This is a genomic window from Lachnospira hominis (ex Hitch et al. 2025), assembly GCF_040096395.1.
GTDB classification, from domain to species: domain Bacteria; phylum Bacillota; class Clostridia; order Lachnospirales; family Lachnospiraceae; genus Lachnospira; species Lachnospira hominis.
On the sequence record NZ_JBBMES010000006.1, the window covers coordinates 1 to 14,904 of the forward strand.

At 37.4% G+C, this 14,904-nt stretch carries 14 protein-coding genes and 1 tRNA gene; all 15 read right to left on the bottom strand.

What is annotated here, in order from left to right:
• Window positions 1-328: 328 nt before the first annotated feature.
• Window positions 329-414 (bottom strand) — tRNA-Ser (locus tag WMO38_RS07115).
• 202 nt (window positions 415-616) lie between these two features.
• Complete coding sequence (gene ispD, locus WMO38_RS07120) at window positions 617-1,351, bottom strand: 2-C-methyl-D-erythritol 4-phosphate cytidylyltransferase (protein WP_021865279.1); 735 nt, start codon at window positions 1,349-1,351, stop codon at window positions 617-619.
• 73 nt (window positions 1,352-1,424) lie between these two features.
• On the bottom strand, window positions 1,425-2,456 hold the full coding sequence (gene tsaD / locus WMO38_RS07125) for a tRNA (adenosine(37)-N6)-threonylcarbamoyltransferase complex transferase subunit TsaD (RefSeq protein WP_349162096.1): 1,032 nt from the start codon (window positions 2,454-2,456) through the stop codon (window positions 1,425-1,427).
• Window positions 2,457-2,474: 18 nt separating this feature from the next.
• Entirely contained in the window at window positions 2,475-3,062 is a 588-nt protein-coding gene (locus tag WMO38_RS07130) for a DUF6715 family protein (RefSeq protein ID WP_349161978.1), read from the bottom strand.
• A 30-nt stretch (window positions 3,063-3,092) separates the two neighbouring features.
• Entirely contained in the window at window positions 3,093-4,004 is a 912-nt protein-coding gene (locus WMO38_RS07135; protein ID WP_021865282.1) for a ribonuclease Z, read from the bottom strand.
• Window positions 3,998-4,453, bottom strand: coding sequence for a ribosomal protein S18-alanine N-acetyltransferase (rimI, locus tag WMO38_RS07140; RefSeq protein WP_349161979.1), 456 nt, complete (start codon window positions 4,451-4,453; stop codon window positions 3,998-4,000). The genes WMO38_RS07135 and rimI overlap by 7 nt, the downstream gene beginning before the upstream one ends.
• Window positions 4,453-5,163: a tRNA (adenosine(37)-N6)-threonylcarbamoyltransferase complex dimerization subunit type 1 TsaB gene (gene tsaB / locus WMO38_RS07145; RefSeq protein WP_021865284.1), complete on the bottom strand. Its 711-nt coding sequence runs from the start codon at window positions 5,161-5,163 to the stop codon at window positions 4,453-4,455. Before tsaB ends, rimI begins: the two co-directional genes overlap by 1 nt.
• 1 nt (window position 5,164) lies before the next feature.
• Window positions 5,165-5,608 carry a tRNA (adenosine(37)-N6)-threonylcarbamoyltransferase complex ATPase subunit type 1 TsaE gene (gene tsaE, locus WMO38_RS07150; RefSeq protein WP_021865285.1) on the bottom strand — a complete coding sequence of 148 codons (444 nt, stop codon included), beginning with the start codon at window positions 5,606-5,608 and terminating at the stop codon, window positions 5,165-5,167.
• Window positions 5,609-5,613: 5 nt separating this feature from the next.
• On the bottom strand, window positions 5,614-6,159 hold the full coding sequence (locus WMO38_RS07155) for a YcxB family protein (RefSeq protein WP_021865286.1): 546 nt from the start codon (window positions 6,157-6,159) through the stop codon (window positions 5,614-5,616).
• A 90-nt stretch (window positions 6,160-6,249) separates the two neighbouring features.
• Window positions 6,250-8,550, bottom strand: coding sequence for a Tex family protein (locus tag WMO38_RS07160; protein WP_021865287.1), 2,301 nt, complete (start codon window positions 8,548-8,550; stop codon window positions 6,250-6,252).
• A 232-nt stretch (window positions 8,551-8,782) separates the two neighbouring features.
• Window positions 8,783-10,105 carry an aspartate kinase gene (locus WMO38_RS07165; protein ID WP_021865288.1) on the bottom strand — a complete coding sequence of 441 codons (1,323 nt, stop codon included), beginning with the start codon at window positions 10,103-10,105 and terminating at the stop codon, window positions 8,783-8,785.
• Window positions 10,106-10,149: 44 nt separating this feature from the next.
• Window positions 10,150-11,352: a cofactor-independent phosphoglycerate mutase gene (locus WMO38_RS07170; protein WP_021865289.1), complete on the bottom strand. Its 1,203-nt coding sequence runs from the start codon at window positions 11,350-11,352 to the stop codon at window positions 10,150-10,152.
• Between the two features lie 81 nt (window positions 11,353-11,433).
• Window positions 11,434-12,654, bottom strand: coding sequence for a homoserine dehydrogenase (locus WMO38_RS07175; protein ID WP_349161980.1), 1,221 nt, complete (start codon window positions 12,652-12,654; stop codon window positions 11,434-11,436).
• A gap of 41 nt (window positions 12,655-12,695) precedes the next feature.
• Window positions 12,696-13,136 carry an ACT domain-containing protein gene (locus tag WMO38_RS07180; protein WP_021865291.1) on the bottom strand — a complete coding sequence of 147 codons (441 nt, stop codon included), beginning with the start codon at window positions 13,134-13,136 and terminating at the stop codon, window positions 12,696-12,698.
• A gap of 232 nt (window positions 13,137-13,368) precedes the next feature.
• On the bottom strand, window positions 13,369-14,904 hold the full coding sequence (gene malQ, locus WMO38_RS07185) for a 4-alpha-glucanotransferase (protein ID WP_021865292.1): 1,536 nt from the start codon (window positions 14,902-14,904) through the stop codon (window positions 13,369-13,371).

A 14,904-nucleotide genomic window follows, 5' to 3' on the forward strand; every position in this document is an offset into this window, starting at 1 on the left:
TCTGTTTAAGATGCTGTTCGTTGAATAATTCTTAAAGAATTTTCAGGGTTGTTTTACTGTTCAGTTATCAGTGTTCATTACTGTCGTTTTCGCCGACAGCTTTAATAGAATACCATTCATTTTAATGTTTGTCAACAAGTTTTTTTATTTTTTACAAAATTTGTTCAACCGGCTATCGACCAGATAAGCTCATTGTTAAACTTGCCATTGTAATATATGTAATAACATGATTGTTATAACCTGTTGCATTAAAGATATCCAAGTCCCAAAATGCATCATCCTGCACTTTAGAGAAGATAAGAACCACTTACGTATAAGTGGTTCTTAGCGGAGAGGATGGGATTCGAACCCATGCGCCCGTGAAGACAAACGGTTTTCAAGACCGCCCCGTTATGACCACTTCGGTACCTCTCCATAATACTTATTTAATTGTGCCGCTCGCTGACGACTTGTTTATATTATCACTCTGTTTTAACTTTGTCAACACTTTTATTTGATTTTTTTTAACTTTTTTATTCCTTATTATTTCACGCCCACAATTCCGCATAAATTCTGCATTATAAGTATCTTATTATCTCCGGCATCCATCCTTTTTTATATCTCACTTAGTTCTAATTTATTTTTTAATAAAACTTTCGGCTATTATTATGTCATCCGGTGTGGTTATTTTTATATTTTTATATGATGATTGCGTTAATTTCACTCTAACTGATGTATATTTTTCAACAACCATTGCATCATCAGTTATATTACCTCTGGCTGAATCTTTAATCATTTTTTCATATGCATCCATTATAAGTTCATATTCAAAACTTTGTGGTGTCTGTATCTGCCACAATGTATTTCTGTCGGGTGTATTAACGGCATATCCATTCTCATCAGATATTTTTATTGTATCTTTGACAGGTACTGCTGCCACGCATGCCTTGTATTTTTCGGCTTCGCATATGCACTTTTCTATCAAATCAGTTGTAATACACGCTCTTGCTCCATCATGAATGAGAACATAATCCGGTACCTTGCCCTGCTTTTTCAGTGCCTCCAGCCCATTATATACAGAATTATAGCGTTCCTTTCCACCTTCTGTAACTATTATTACTTTTTCAAATTTGTACGGTTTTATTATTCTTTCTATACAATATGTTTTTTCATCCATACCATCAATACATGCATTTCCTGTAACCAGAACTATTTTGTCAACACTGCTTTCAGAAAATGCTTCCAGTGCATAATATATTACCGGTCGTCCATTTATTTTCATATATTGTTTTGGAATCTCTGACTGCATTCGGCTGCCTTTGCCTCCGGCAAGTATTATTGCCGCTGTTAATGCTTTTTCTTTGCTGCCCATATATTTTTCTCCATGTCTAAATTTTGCCGGACACAATATAATATGCCCGGCATTTTTTATATTTTTTATTAATTTATATTCTTTCACCAAGTTTGAGATTTGGAACCGCATTAAGATCAAAGCCATGCCTTACACCTTTTATGTAATCATAATACCCGGCAGCTCCTATCATTGCCGCATTATCTGTACATAACTTAGGAGATGGTGAATAATATTTTATTCCATTTTTCTCACAAGCACTTGAAAGTGCCTCTCTTAATGCTGAATTAGATGCAACGCCGCCGGCAATTGCCAGCTTGTCGATATTTCTTTCTTTTACAAGCATCATTGCCCTTGATACAAGTGCGTCCACTACAGCATTCTGAAACGATGCTACAAGGTCAGCTTTATTTATCTCTTCATTTTTCATCTCACACTGGTTTATATAATTGAGAACCGCTGATTTTATTCCGCTAAACGAAAAATCATATGGTGAATCTTCTACATGTGCCCTTGGAAATTCAATTGCATGCGGATTACCTTCTTTTGCCAATTTATCTATCTTTGGTCCGCCCGGATAACCGAGTCCTACAGCTCTTGCGACCTTGTCAAACGCTTCCCCAGCCGCATCATCCCTCGTTCTTCCAATAATTTCATAATCACCATAATCATTGACCATTACAAGATGTGTATGTCCTCCTGATACAACAAGTGCAGCAAATGGAGGTTCCAATTCAGGATGCTCTATATAATTGGCTGATATATGCCCTTCTATATGATGTACTCCCACAAGTGGTTTATTTTTTGCAAATGCAATAGCTTTTGCTTCCGCAACACCCACAAGCAACGCTCCTACAAGTCCCGGACCATATGTAACAGCTATAGCTGTTATATCATCCAGTGTTACGTTCGCCTCTTTTAACGCCATGTTTATTACAGGATTAATATTTTCTATATGTTTTCTTGATGCTATCTCCGGTACTACACCGCCATATAATGTATGAATATCTATCTGTGAATTTATTATATTTGACAAAACAGTTCTTCCGTTTTTTACAACAGCTGCCGCTGTCTCATCACATGAACTTTCTATAGCAAGAATTAATACTTCTTCCTGTTCTTTCATACTGCTTTCCATGCCTTTCTATTCCTGTGTGCTATTATTTCCTTTAACAAGCTCCCAGTATAATATTTTCCATTTTCCATCGGAATCTTTCCTTAATACAAATCTGGTATATGATTTGTGAAGTTTACTTCCCTCACGGACATTATAAAGCACTACCAATGATGCATATTCTTTATTATCAATAGTTGTATATTTTACTGCCTGGCTGCCATCCATTGTATAATCAGCTATATATCTTTTTGCCGAATTATAATCCGCTATATCAGCCTTTAATGCATCCAGAAATTCTTTATCTGTCTGTTTTGACTTTAACTCATTATCAAATAATTTTCTTGCATTTGTTCCAAGTGCTTCTATCTGTTCATCCGTAAGAGATGTCTTGTAATATGCCTTTGTTATTCTTGCATACAATTTAACAACTTCTTTTGGAGACTCAGGATAATTTTTATCAATATCTTTTGTTGTTAATGCTGCCACTTCCTGATTCCCAACTGACTTATCAGTTGCATCTTTTGTCGATTTCCTGTTTGAAAGATAGAAAAAATAGGCTATGCACATTAGTGCCAGAACACTTACAATTATTATTGTTTTTACATATTTTTTCATCTCACGCCTCCATTTCCGCATCTTTAAATGCTACCCTTCTTCAAATTGAAGTTCCACCGTTTTACCATCTGTACCTGCTGTGACATTTTCAAATATTTTCTGTATTCCACGTATATACTCCTGCGGCCTTACAAGTGACGGGCTGAAATGCGTCAGCCACATCTCTGCAACTTCTGCATCTTTTGCAAGTGCTGCCGCCTCTGAAAATGTCATGTGTTTGTTTTCTTTTGCTTTACTGTCCTTATCTTCTTCGCCATACATTCCTTCACATATAAATAAATCGGAATGTTTTGCATTTTCTATAATAGCCGTAACCGGTCTTGTATCTGTACAATATGTAACTTTCAAACCTTTTCTCGGTTTTCCCATTACCATATCCGGTGTATATACAGTTCCATCAATCTCAACCGTATTTCCATGCTGAAGCTTATTCCACGCTTTCTGCGGTATCATAAGTTCTCTAGCTTTTTCTACATCAAACTTTCCTATTCTTGGAATACTTATAGAATACCCATAACATGCAACCGTATGAGAAACTTTAAATGCCTCTATCTCATAGCCATTTATTGAAATGTGTTCCTGCGGTTTTGTAAGTTCTATAAATTTCAGTTCAAACGGAAGTTCCGGTGCTATCACACGCAGTGCCCCAACAACTCTTGACAGACCTTTAGGCCCGACAAGCGTAACAGGCTTTGTCCTGTCAGAATTTCCTATTGTGAGAAGCAGCCCCGGAAGTCCGCTTATATGGTCAGCATGATAATGCGTAAAACAAATTACATCTATCGGATTAAAACTCCATCCTTTTTCTTTTATTGCAATCTGTGTTCCTTCCCCACAATCTATCAAAAGACTGCTTCCATTATATCTGGTCATCAGTGATGTCAGCCATCTGTCAGGCAATGGCAGCATTCCGCTGGTTCCCAGCAAACATACATCTAACATATATTTCCTTCCGTATACATTTTCGACATTACTATAGCATCCTCAACCGGTCTTTCATAAAATCTTTTGCGGATACCTATTTGTTTGTATTTCATTTTTTCATATAATCTTCGTGCTGCGTCATTGCTTTCACGCACTTCCAGAAAAAACACATCTACTTTTTTCTGTATTCCACGTTTTTCCATCTCTTCCATAAGCATCATTCCGATACCTTTTTTTCTGTAATCAGGATGAACTGCCATATTCGTAATATTCCCCTCACCAAACACCGTCCATAATCCGCAGTATCCGGCAATTGTGCCTTCATCTTCACAGACAAGATATATATTATTTTCATCACTGCATGCATCATGAAATGACTTCTCTGACCACGGCAGTGAAAATATCTTTTTTTCTATCTCTTCGACCTGTGGAATATCTTTTTCTTCCATAGCTCTTATGTTAAGCATTACTTAGGCTCCTTTTTCTGTGCAAATTCACGCTCTGCCTGTGACGGGCGAAGATAATCGGGCTTTACATCATCCGCATCAACAAGTTTATTTTCTGCTGCCATCTGCATTGCCAGCATAGCTACACTTCCGGCACGTTGTGTTGTCATATGTGCCGGTGCATATTCATATTTACATGTTAAATATTTATCAAAATATTCTCTTGCGGCATTTATGCCATCACCGACAAATATTACATCTCTGTTAAGGCCATTTAATTCAGCAGCAAGTTGATCATATGAATCAAGCGACTGTTCCCTGCATCTACAGAGTCTGTTGTTTTCATCAAAGAAAAATATATTGTTGTAGAGATGCTGCCTTCTAGCATCCATGACAGCACATATAAGCTTACCAGTGCCATACATATTCATTGCCATTGCATCAAGTGTAGGAACTGCTGCCATCTTGATACCTGTGGCAAGTGCAATGCCCTTTCCTGTTGCAACGCCTATCCTTAACCCGGTAAAAGAACCCGGGCCTGTTGACACTGCAACCACATCAAATTCATCCGGCTTAACGTCTGTCATATCACATATCTCATCTATCATAGGAAGAAGTGTCTGTGAATGAGTTTTCTTATAGTTGATAGTATACTCTGCCGTAAGTGTATCATCTGTAAGAATTGCAACTGATGCTGTCACGGCAGAACTTTCTATTGCAAGTATCCTCATGTTAATCCTCCTTTTGCTGCTTTTCTATCGTTACTCTTCTGTAGTCAAAACCTTTTGAAAGGTCTTTGCTTATTTCAATTTTTATGGTATTTTCAGGGAATATCTCCGGATATAGATTTCCCCACTCAACAAGACATGTTCCTTCTGAATAAAAATATTCTTCGTAACCGATCTCATCAAGTTCCGAAATATCTGCTATCCTGTATAAATCGAAATGATATAAGGGAATTCTTCCTTCTTTGTACTCCTGAACTATTGTAAATGTAGGGCTGTTAACAGGTTCTGTTATGCCAATCCCTTTTGCAAACCCCTGTGTAAATACTGTCTTCCCAACGCCAAGGTCACCTTCAAGACAGAATATATCTCCTGGTTGTACTTCTTTTCCTATCTTTTCCCCTAATGCAAATGTTTCTTTTGCATCAAATGTTTCTATCACATTTACCATATCTGTCACCGTCCGCACTTGTTTATTACTGATGCATCATTTAACTTAACCTGAAACGGCTTGAGTTTCTCTCTTGCTATTTTTATAAAGTTTTCTGCCTGTTGTCTGTCAAGGCATTCAAGAGGTATTATATTAGCCCTCACTGATGTTATATATAAAATCATGCTCTTTCCTGTGCATTTTATCGTAAATATATCATCCCATAAAAGTTCTTCTGATACTTCGCCCTGACTGAGAGTTATCTTTTCAGGTGTTATGACATATTTTACAGGCTCTGCAAATGCAGGAACTGTTTTTATCTGTTTATTAACTTTTCTCTTCATACCAATCGGTGTGTACACTGTAAAGAAAAGTCCAAAAAATCCCATCATAAGTGTATATGATATATTCACTCTGTTAATTGAAACTATGCATATCACCAATGCTATTATGCCAAAAAGCAGTGATGCAATACCACTCACGCTGTGATAATTATGGTATATTTTAAAATCCATCAGTTCTTTTGCACCTATTCGTGTTTCAAATTCTACTCTCTGTTCTTGTTCACCCATTTCAATACTCCAGTTTGTATTATTAACTATATTTATCAAACGCCGCCAATGTCTCTTGCAGACATTGGCTTTGTTTCGCTGTCCGCACAATTATCTCATAAATCTTGATAATGAACTAAGATTAAGTCCATTGTCTTTTTTCTTATGCTGTCCCTGCTTTCTGTTATCTCTCTTTGAAGCATCATTTTTTCTGTCGCCTTTATTCGCTGACATTTTACGGTTAGCAGCCTCTTTTTCGTCGAGAATCATTGATAGCGAAACCCTGTTCTTTGCCGGGTCAGCTTCTATAACACGTACATCTACAACATCTCCGACACTCACAACATCAAGCGGATGCTCAACCCTTCTGTCAACACACATCTGTGAAATATGAACAAGTCCGTCCTGATGTACACCGATATCCACAAAAGCACCAAAATCTATTACATTTCTTACTGTTCCTTTAAGAATCATTCCCGGTTTTAAATCTTTCATATCAAGGACATCTTTTCTGAGTATTGGTTTTGGCATCTCTTCTCTTGGGTCTCTTCCAGGTTTCTCAAGTTCTTTTACTATATCTTCAAGTGTTATCTCGCCAATGCCGACTTTTTCTGCCATTTCGTGGAGATTGCTTATTTTTTTACCAAGTCCTATTAACTCACCTGAACTTATAGAGTTAATATTATATCCTAATATCTCAAGAAGTTTTGCTGCAGCATCATAACTTTCCGGATGTACACTTGTGGCATCAAGCGGATTATCACCTCCGCTTATACGCATGAAACCTGCACACTGTTCAAATGCCTTAGGTCCTAATTTTGCAACTTTTAAAAGCTGTTTTCTGTTAGTAAATCTTCCGTTAGTTTCTCTGTAATCCACAATATTTTTTGCAACAGCTTTTGATATTCCCGAAATATATTCAAGAAGTGATGCAGATGCTGTATTTAAATCAACGCCTACTTTATTAACGCTGTCTTCAACCACACCTGTAAGTGTTTCGCTCAGCTTTTTCTGGTTCATATCATGCTGATACTGTCCAACACCGATTGACTTTGGATCTATCTTTACAAGTTCAGCAAGCGGATCCTGAACTCGTCTTGCTATTGACACTGCACTTCTTTGTGCCACATCAAAATCAGGAAATTCTTCTGTTGCAAGTTTGCTTGCAGAGTACACTGATGCACCTGCTTCATTTGTTATTACATAATCTACATTTTTCAAATCGTACTCTTTAATCATATCTGCTATAATTTTTTCTGACTCTCTTGATGCAGTTCCATTACCGCATGAAATGAGCGTTATATTATACTTATCTATAAGTTTCTTAACTTCCTGCTTTGACTGTTCAACTTTATTGTGTGGCTCTGTAGGATATATAACTTTTGTATCAAGAACCTTTCCTGTAGCATCGACAACTGCAAGTTTGCATCCAGTTCTGAATGCAGGATCCCAGCCAAGTACAACTTTACCGGCAATTGGCGGCTGTAAGAGAAGCTGTTCAAGATTCTTACCAAATACCCTGATAGCTCCGTCCTGTGCCGTATCTGTGAGTGTGCTTCTTATCTCTCTTTCTATGGCAGGTGCAATAAGCCTGTCATATGCATCGCTTACAACCTCTTTGATTAATGGTGTTGTATATTCATTATCTGATGTAAGCGTCTTTGTCTCCAGATACCTTAAAATTCTGTCAACAGGTGCCTCTATTTTTATAGCAAGGAACTTTTCTGCCTCACCTCTGTTTAATGCAAGTATTCTGTGTCCCGGAATTGTTGAAAGTGCTTCACTGTAATCATAATAATTCTCATATACAGACTCTGCATCAGCATCTTTGGCAGCAGAAACTATCTTTCCTTCCTTGAAAGTTATATCTCTTATATATGTTCTGTAATCAGCGACATCTGAAATCTGTTCTGCAATTATATCAAGTGCTCCCTGTATCGCTGCCGCTGCATCCTCAACTTCTTTGCCTTCCTCGCTGCTTATATACTTCTGTGCCTCATCTTCAACAGGCTTGTCTGTATTCTGTGCAAGTATGAACTGTGCAAGAGGCTCAAGTCCCTTCTCTTTTGCAATCGTTGCACGAGTTCTTCTTTTCTGCTTGTAGGGTCTGTATAAATCTTCCACAAGCACCATTGTCTGTGCATCTGTAATCTGTGCCTTTAACTCTTCTGTAAGTTTACCCTGTTCTTCTATGCTTGCTATTACCTGTGCTTTTCTATCCTCAAGATTGCGAAGGTATTTGAGTCTGTCATCAAGGTTACGAAGCTGTTCATCATTAAGTGAACCTGTAACTTCCTTACGGTATCTGGCTATGAAAGGAATCGTACATCCTTCATCTATCAACTTTACTGCCGCTTCAACCTGTGACGGCTTAACGCTTAACTCTTCTGCTATTTTCTTTGTGATTTCCATTCTCTGAATATTACTCCTTAAACATTGTCATTTTTATGTTATGTTTTCTTTTTTATTTTACCATTCTAAACGAAGTTTAGCAAGCTGTATTTATTTTTTGTTTTTTTATTATTTTTATTGTATATAACTTTCCATTAAATATTTTCACAAAAATATCCCGGCAGGAAAACATCTGATAACAAATGCCACCATTGCTTTCCTGTCGGGATAAAATTTAATTTTTCGATTTATTTTACTGCTCTTCTTCCGGTACAAATACGCTGTAAATTGTCTTGATTGCATCTTCAAAATAGCGATTGCGTACACCAATAATGATATTAAGCTCACTTGAGCCCTGATCAATCATCTTAATGTTAATCTTTGCCTTTGCAAGTGCTGAGAAAATATTAGCAGCAATACCTGAATTATTCTTCATTCCTCGTCCTACAACAGCGATAAGTGCAAGATCTGATTCAAGTTCTATCGAATCAGGATTTACTGCACGATGAAGCTGTGCAAGAACTTTCTGTTCTTTTTCAACAAATTCATCCTGATGAACAAATACTGTCATAGTATCAATTCCTGATGGCATATGTTCAAATGATATGCCATTATCTTCAAACACCTGAAGAACTTTTCTTCCAAATCCGATTTCTGAATTCATCATGTCTTTGTCGATGCTTATTGATACGAATCCCTTCTTACCGGCAATACCAGTAATTACACAATCCGGTCTGTTACATGTTGTCTCAACAATCATTGTACCCGGATCTTGTGGTGCATTTGTATTTCTGATATTAATTGGAATTCCTTCTTTTCTTACCGGGAAAATTGCTGATTCGTGAAGAACGGAAGCACCCATGTAAGACAATTCCCTAAGTTCCCTGTATGTAATAACTTTGATTGGCTTTGGATTTTTTACTATTCTTGGGTCTGCTGCAAGGAAACCCGAAACATCCGTCCAGTTTTCGTACACATCCGCTTTGATAGCTCTTGCAACTATTGAACCTGTCACATCAGAACCACCTCTTGAAAATGTCTTAACTTTTCCGTTTGGCATTGCACCATAAAATCCCGGAATTACAGCATTTTCTGTAGCAGCGAGCTTTTCTGAACATACTTCATTAGTCTTTTCTGAATCGAATTCTCCATTTTCATCAAAACAGATTACATTTGCAGCATCAACAAACTGATATCCAAGATAATTTGCCATTATAATACCATTAAGGTATTCTCCTCTTGAAGCAGCATAATCTTTTCCTGCTTTTGCTTCAAAGTTTTTCTTGATTGTCTCGAACTGTTCTTCTAATGAAAGTTTGAGTCCAAGACCCTTTATAATCTCATTGTAACGCTCTTTGATTGCTTTTAACTGTTTATCGAAATTTTTTCCTTCTTCTGCTTCTGCATAACATTTATAAAGCATATCTGTAACTTTTGTATCCTCAGAAAAACGCTTTCCCGGAGCTGAAGGGACAACATATTTTCTGCTCTCCTCTTCTCTTATTATGTTACCGACTTTTTTAAACTGTTCTGCACTGGCGAGTGAGCTTCCGCCAAATTTTACAACTTTAATCATTGTTATTATTACCTTTCCATCTTCTTTTTATTTTTCTTATGCAACTATTTTTCAAACAATCTGTTTATTATTGTATGACCCTCAGCAATATAATTTCCACTTGCCTCGCCATCTTTTTCATTATATGACCATGTATTATTCTTTTTGTCTGTGCTGTCATATAACATATATGGAACAGGGTCAGAGACATGTGTTCTTATAGCCACCGGTGTAGGATGATCCGGAAGAACTAACATCCTGAAATCTTCTCCTGCCGCTTCCATCTTTTCTACAACACGTTTTATGATTCTCTTATCAAGGTTTTCAATTGCTTTTACTTTGCGTTCATAACTTCCCTGATGACCCATTTCGTCAGGTGCCTCAAGATGAATATATGCAAAATCACATCCTCCGTTTAAAAGCACATCAACTGCCGCGTCAGCCTTGCCCTCATAATTAGTATCAAGACCGCCGTTTGCCCCCTCTACTTCTATAACTTTCATGCCGGCACCGACTGCAATTCCTTTAAGAAGATCTACAGCGGAAATCATCGCACCTTTATGACCTGTCTTTTCTTCAAATGATGTGAGCATCGGTCTTGTGCCCGCACCCCAGAACCAGAGCGAATTAGCAGGATTAAGTCCCCTTTTCATTCTCTCAACATTAATTGGATGATTGCTTAAAATATCATAGCTTTTCTTCATCATCTCTCTTAATTTATCATCTTTTGGAAGATACTGTCCTATTTTCTGTCCAAGTACATCATGCGGAGGAGTAAGGTCTACAACTTCGCCTTTATCCCATATTGTAAGATGTCTGTAACTTGTTCCCACATAAAACTTGTATATATCATTTTCAAGCTCTTTTCTTACTGCCTCAAGAAGAACAGCCGCATCTTCTGTTGAAATTTCGCTTGAGCTGTGGTCAATAATTGTCTTTTCTTCATATGGAAGCTCATCTGTTGAAACTGTAACTATATTACATCTTAACGCAACATCTGTTGTCTTCATGTCAACACCGATGCTTAATGCTTCAAGTGGTGAACGTCCTGTGTAATAATCCCTTGGATTATAGCCAAGAACTGATAAATTAGCTGTATCGCTTCCCGGTGCCATTCCATCAGGTATTGTATGTACCATTCCTATCTCTGACATCTTTGAATACTTATCCATTGTCGGTGTATCCGCATACTCAAGCGGTGTTTTTCCTCCAAGTTCAGGAATATCCTTATCTGCCATTCCATCGCCAAGAATAATTAAATATTTCATTTTTCTTCCTTTCCCGTGCAAGTATATGCACTGACGATAATTTTTATATAAACCATAAATTACAGTTAATCAGGCTGACAATTAAATTGTAGTCTCATCGATTCTTATTCTATGAATCATATCTATCTTTTTTGCTGCTTCAGCAAATGCTCTTTCTGACATAGGCTCTGTAATGAATCCAAACTCTCCGTCTATTCCATCTACAGTAACAGTCTGCACATTTCCAAATGCTGCATTTACTGCTGATAAATCTGAGACATTACCTTTTACTCTGACGAAGAACTTTCTTACTTCATCATCTGCATCACCAAGTTCAAGTTTCTCTACGCTCCATACTGTCATGACATTCTTGCCTTTATGCTTTACACAGTCTACAACGTCAGCTACAACGGCACTTGCCGTAGGAAGTTTTCCTGCTCCGGCACCAAAAAACATTACATTGCCGATAACATTACCATGAATATATATTCCGTTTAACACATCATTTACATTGTATAACGGATGTGTTGAATTAATCATAAATGGTGCTGTTATAGCATATACTTTGTCATTTTCTTTGCAGCTTGTAGCAAGAAGCTTTACTACATAGCCAAGTTTTTCTGCATACTTGAAATCTTTTGTTGTGATTTTTGTAATTCCCTCTGTACGGATTTCTTCAAATTTTACTGTTGAGCCATATGCAAGCGATGTAAGAATTGCAATTTTACGGCAGGCATCAAAACCTTCAACGTCAGCTTCAGGATTTCTCTCGGCATAGCCAAGTTCCTGTGCCTCTTTTAATGTTTCTTCGTATGTACTGCCTTCTTTATCCATCTTTGTAAGGATATAGTTTGTTGTTCCATTAAGAATTCCTGTTATTTTTGTAATCTCATCCGCTGTAAGAGACTGGTTTAATGGTCTTATAATAGGAATACCGCCGCCAACTGATGCCTCAAACATAAAGTTAAGATTTCTTTTCTTTGCCATCTCAAGAAGTTCAGGTCCATGTGCAGCAACAAGTGCCTTGTTTGATGTACACACGCTCTTTCCTGCCTCAAGTGCTCTCTTTACAAATGTAAATGCCGGCTCAACACCGCCCATAACTTCAACAACTACTTCTATTTCAGGGTCGTTGATGATAACATCCACATCATGTACTATTTTTTCCTGAATCAGATCACCCGGGAAATCTCTCAAATCGAGAACACTCTTTACTTCAATTTCTCTTCCTGCTCTTTTTGTAATAGAGTCTTTGTTTGTCTCTAATACTTCAACTACTCCGGAACCAACTGTTCCATAACCTAAAACTGCAATTTTAGCCATCTTAATTTCCTCTTTCTCATTATTTATCTCATCTTGTGCGATTACTCTCTGCTTAAAATTTTCAAATATCTGACACCTGAAAGCTGTTCTATCTGCTCTATCATCTTTGCTGAATCTCCCGTTGTCGGAAGTATGTCAACACTTAACGTCAGCGAGGCAACACCATTTACAGGTATTGTCTGATGTATAGTAAGAAGATTAGCTTTATATTCTGCAATTGTCTTTAATACAACCGACAGAATTCCCGGCTCATCATCCATTGATAATACAAATGTTATTGTCTTGCCTTTTACATTATCTCTAAAAGGAAAAATATCGTCTTTATATTTATAATAAGAACTTCTGCTGATTCCAACCGATTCAGTAGCTTCAGCTATAGACATTCTCTTTGTCTCAATTATTTTGTTGACCTGTGCAACTTTGAGCAGAACTTCCGGCAGTGCCTTCTGTTTGACAACGTAATATTTACTGTCCTCAGTCATATCCTCATACCTTTCTGACATCAGTCATAATTCACAGGATGTCTTCCTACAAAAGACACATGTGTTTTGTTGTTCGTGTGTGAAACACATGTGTTTTTCACAGAAAGAATCTTATCATATTATTTATAACAATGCAACCTTATATGTGATTTTTAGAAAAAAAGACACATAACCTGATTGTACAGTATAGCCGGATACCGCATTCTCAGATTATGTGTCTTTATATTAATTATTATGATTCTCTTCCAAATACACTTGCCAGATATCTCATCTCATTAAGACGGTCATTATTAAGCGACCCTGCTCTCATTCTCCATTTCCAGTTATTTCCAAAGCTTGAAGGCATATTCATTCGTGCTTCATTTCCAAGCTTTAAAATATCCTGAACTGTAAATATTGCAAGACATGCAACACTTGAATATGCTGCACGGAATACGTTATCTACCATCCTTGCCCTGTCTCTTGTATCAAGATAATCAAAAGCATAGCCAAGCTCCCACTCATTGTGTCCGGTAAAATATCCCATAAGTGTTTCATTGTCATGTGTTCCGCCATACACTACACAGTTATCACTGTAATTATATGGAAGATGCGGATTTTTTCTGTCGCCGCCAAATGCAAACTCAAGGACTTTCATTGAAGGATAATTGTTTTCTCTTAAAATCACATCAACCTCTGGAAGTGATACTCCTAGATCTTCTGCAATAATTTTTTTATCACCGATAGCTTCATTGATAACATCAAGAAGTTTCTGTCCCGGTCCCTGCTCATATGAACCTTGCCTTGCATCAGGCATGTCAGCCGGAATTGTATAATATTTTACTATTCCTATAAAATGATCAATTCTTATAACATCATATAATTCAGCAGAATGTGCCATTCTGGCTCTCCACCACCTGAATCCGTTAGCTTCCATCTTATTCCAGTCGTAAAGAGGATTTCCCCATTTCTGTCCAAGTTCAGAAAAAGCATCAGGCGGAACCCCTGCAACTTTAACAGGCGTAAGATTCTCATCCAGCAGAAATTCACCTGCATCCGCCCACACATCTGAACTATCAAGCCCCATATAAATAGGAATATCTCCTATTATATCTACATTATTTTCATTGGCATATTCTTTGAGTTTTTTCCATTGTTTATCAAATTCATACTGGACAAACTTCCAGAATCCAATTTCGTCTGCAAGCAGTTCTTTATACTTCTGCATGCCCTTCTGTGTCCGGAATTTAATATCTTCATCCCAGTCCTGCCATGACTTCTGGTTAAAATGCCATTTGAGAGCCATAAAAAGTGCATAATCATCAAGCCAGTATGCATTTGTTTTATTAAAATTATCAAACTTCTTATATTCCGGAAGTCCGGCAGCAAGTTTTACACGGCTTTCACTGAGTTTCTGTCTATAATTTTTGTATGCTTCATGCAAAACAGTGAACCTGTTATTGTAGACTTTTTCGTAATCCACGTAATCGCCGCTGCCCCAGTCTATATCTTCATAAATATTTCTGTCTAATATTCCGTCATCAGTCAACATCTCAAGATCCACAAAATATGGATTTCCTGCAAAAGCAGAATATGACTGATATGGGCTGTCTCCGTATGTAGTTGGTCCAAGCGGAAGCACCTGCCAGTATCTGTGTCTTGCCTGTGCAACAAAATCCACAAATTCATACGCTGTTTTTCCGAATGTTCCTATACCAAATGGCGACGGGAGGCTGCTTATATGCATAAGTATTCCCGCTGACCTTTCTATTTTACCTGAATTTTCCAT

What these genes read in the sequence shown, in the direction of transcription:
- WMO38_RS07155 (WP_021865286.1), bottom strand. Translation starts at nt 6,159, where the DNA reads ATGGGTGAACAAGAACAGAGAGTAGAATTTGAAACACGAATAGGTGCA.
- tsaE (WP_021865285.1), bottom strand. Translation starts at nt 5,608, where the DNA reads ATGGTAAATGTGATAGAAACATTTGATGCAAAAGAAACATTTGCATTA.
- malQ (WP_021865292.1), bottom strand. Translation starts at nt 14,904, where the DNA reads ATGGAAAATTCAGGTAAAATAGAAAGGTCAGCGGGAATACTTATGCAT.
- WMO38_RS07160 (WP_021865287.1), bottom strand. Translation starts at nt 8,550, where the DNA reads ATGGAAATCACAAAGAAAATAGCAGAAGAGTTAAGCGTTAAGCCGTCA.
- WMO38_RS07175 (WP_349161980.1), bottom strand. Translation starts at nt 12,654, where the DNA reads ATGGCTAAAATTGCAGTTTTAGGTTATGGAACAGTTGGTTCCGGAGTA.
- tsaB (WP_021865284.1), bottom strand. Translation starts at nt 5,163, where the DNA reads ATGAGGATACTTGCAATAGAAAGTTCTGCCGTGACAGCATCAGTTGCA.
- ispD (WP_021865279.1), bottom strand. Translation starts at nt 1,351, where the DNA reads ATGGGCAGCAAAGAAAAAGCATTAACAGCGGCAATAATACTTGCCGGA.
- WMO38_RS07130 (WP_349161978.1), bottom strand. Translation starts at nt 3,062, where the DNA reads ATGAAAAAATATGTAAAAACAATAATAATTGTAAGTGTTCTGGCACTA.
- WMO38_RS07135 (WP_021865282.1), bottom strand. Translation starts at nt 4,004, where the DNA reads ATGTTAGATGTATGTTTGCTGGGAACCAGCGGAATGCTGCCATTGCCT.
- rimI (WP_349161979.1), bottom strand. Translation starts at nt 4,453, where the DNA reads ATGCTTAACATAAGAGCTATGGAAGAAAAAGATATTCCACAGGTCGAA.
- WMO38_RS07180 (WP_021865291.1), bottom strand. Translation starts at nt 13,136, where the DNA reads ATGACTGAGGACAGTAAATATTACGTTGTCAAACAGAAGGCACTGCCG.
- tsaD (WP_349162096.1), bottom strand. Translation starts at nt 2,456, where the DNA reads ATGAAAGAACAGGAAGAAGTATTAATTCTTGCTATAGAAAGTTCATGT.
- WMO38_RS07170 (WP_021865289.1), bottom strand. Translation starts at nt 11,352, where the DNA reads ATGAAATATTTAATTATTCTTGGCGATGGAATGGCAGATAAGGATATT.
- WMO38_RS07165 (WP_021865288.1), bottom strand. Translation starts at nt 10,105, where the DNA reads ATGATTAAAGTTGTAAAATTTGGCGGAAGCTCACTCGCCAGTGCAGAA.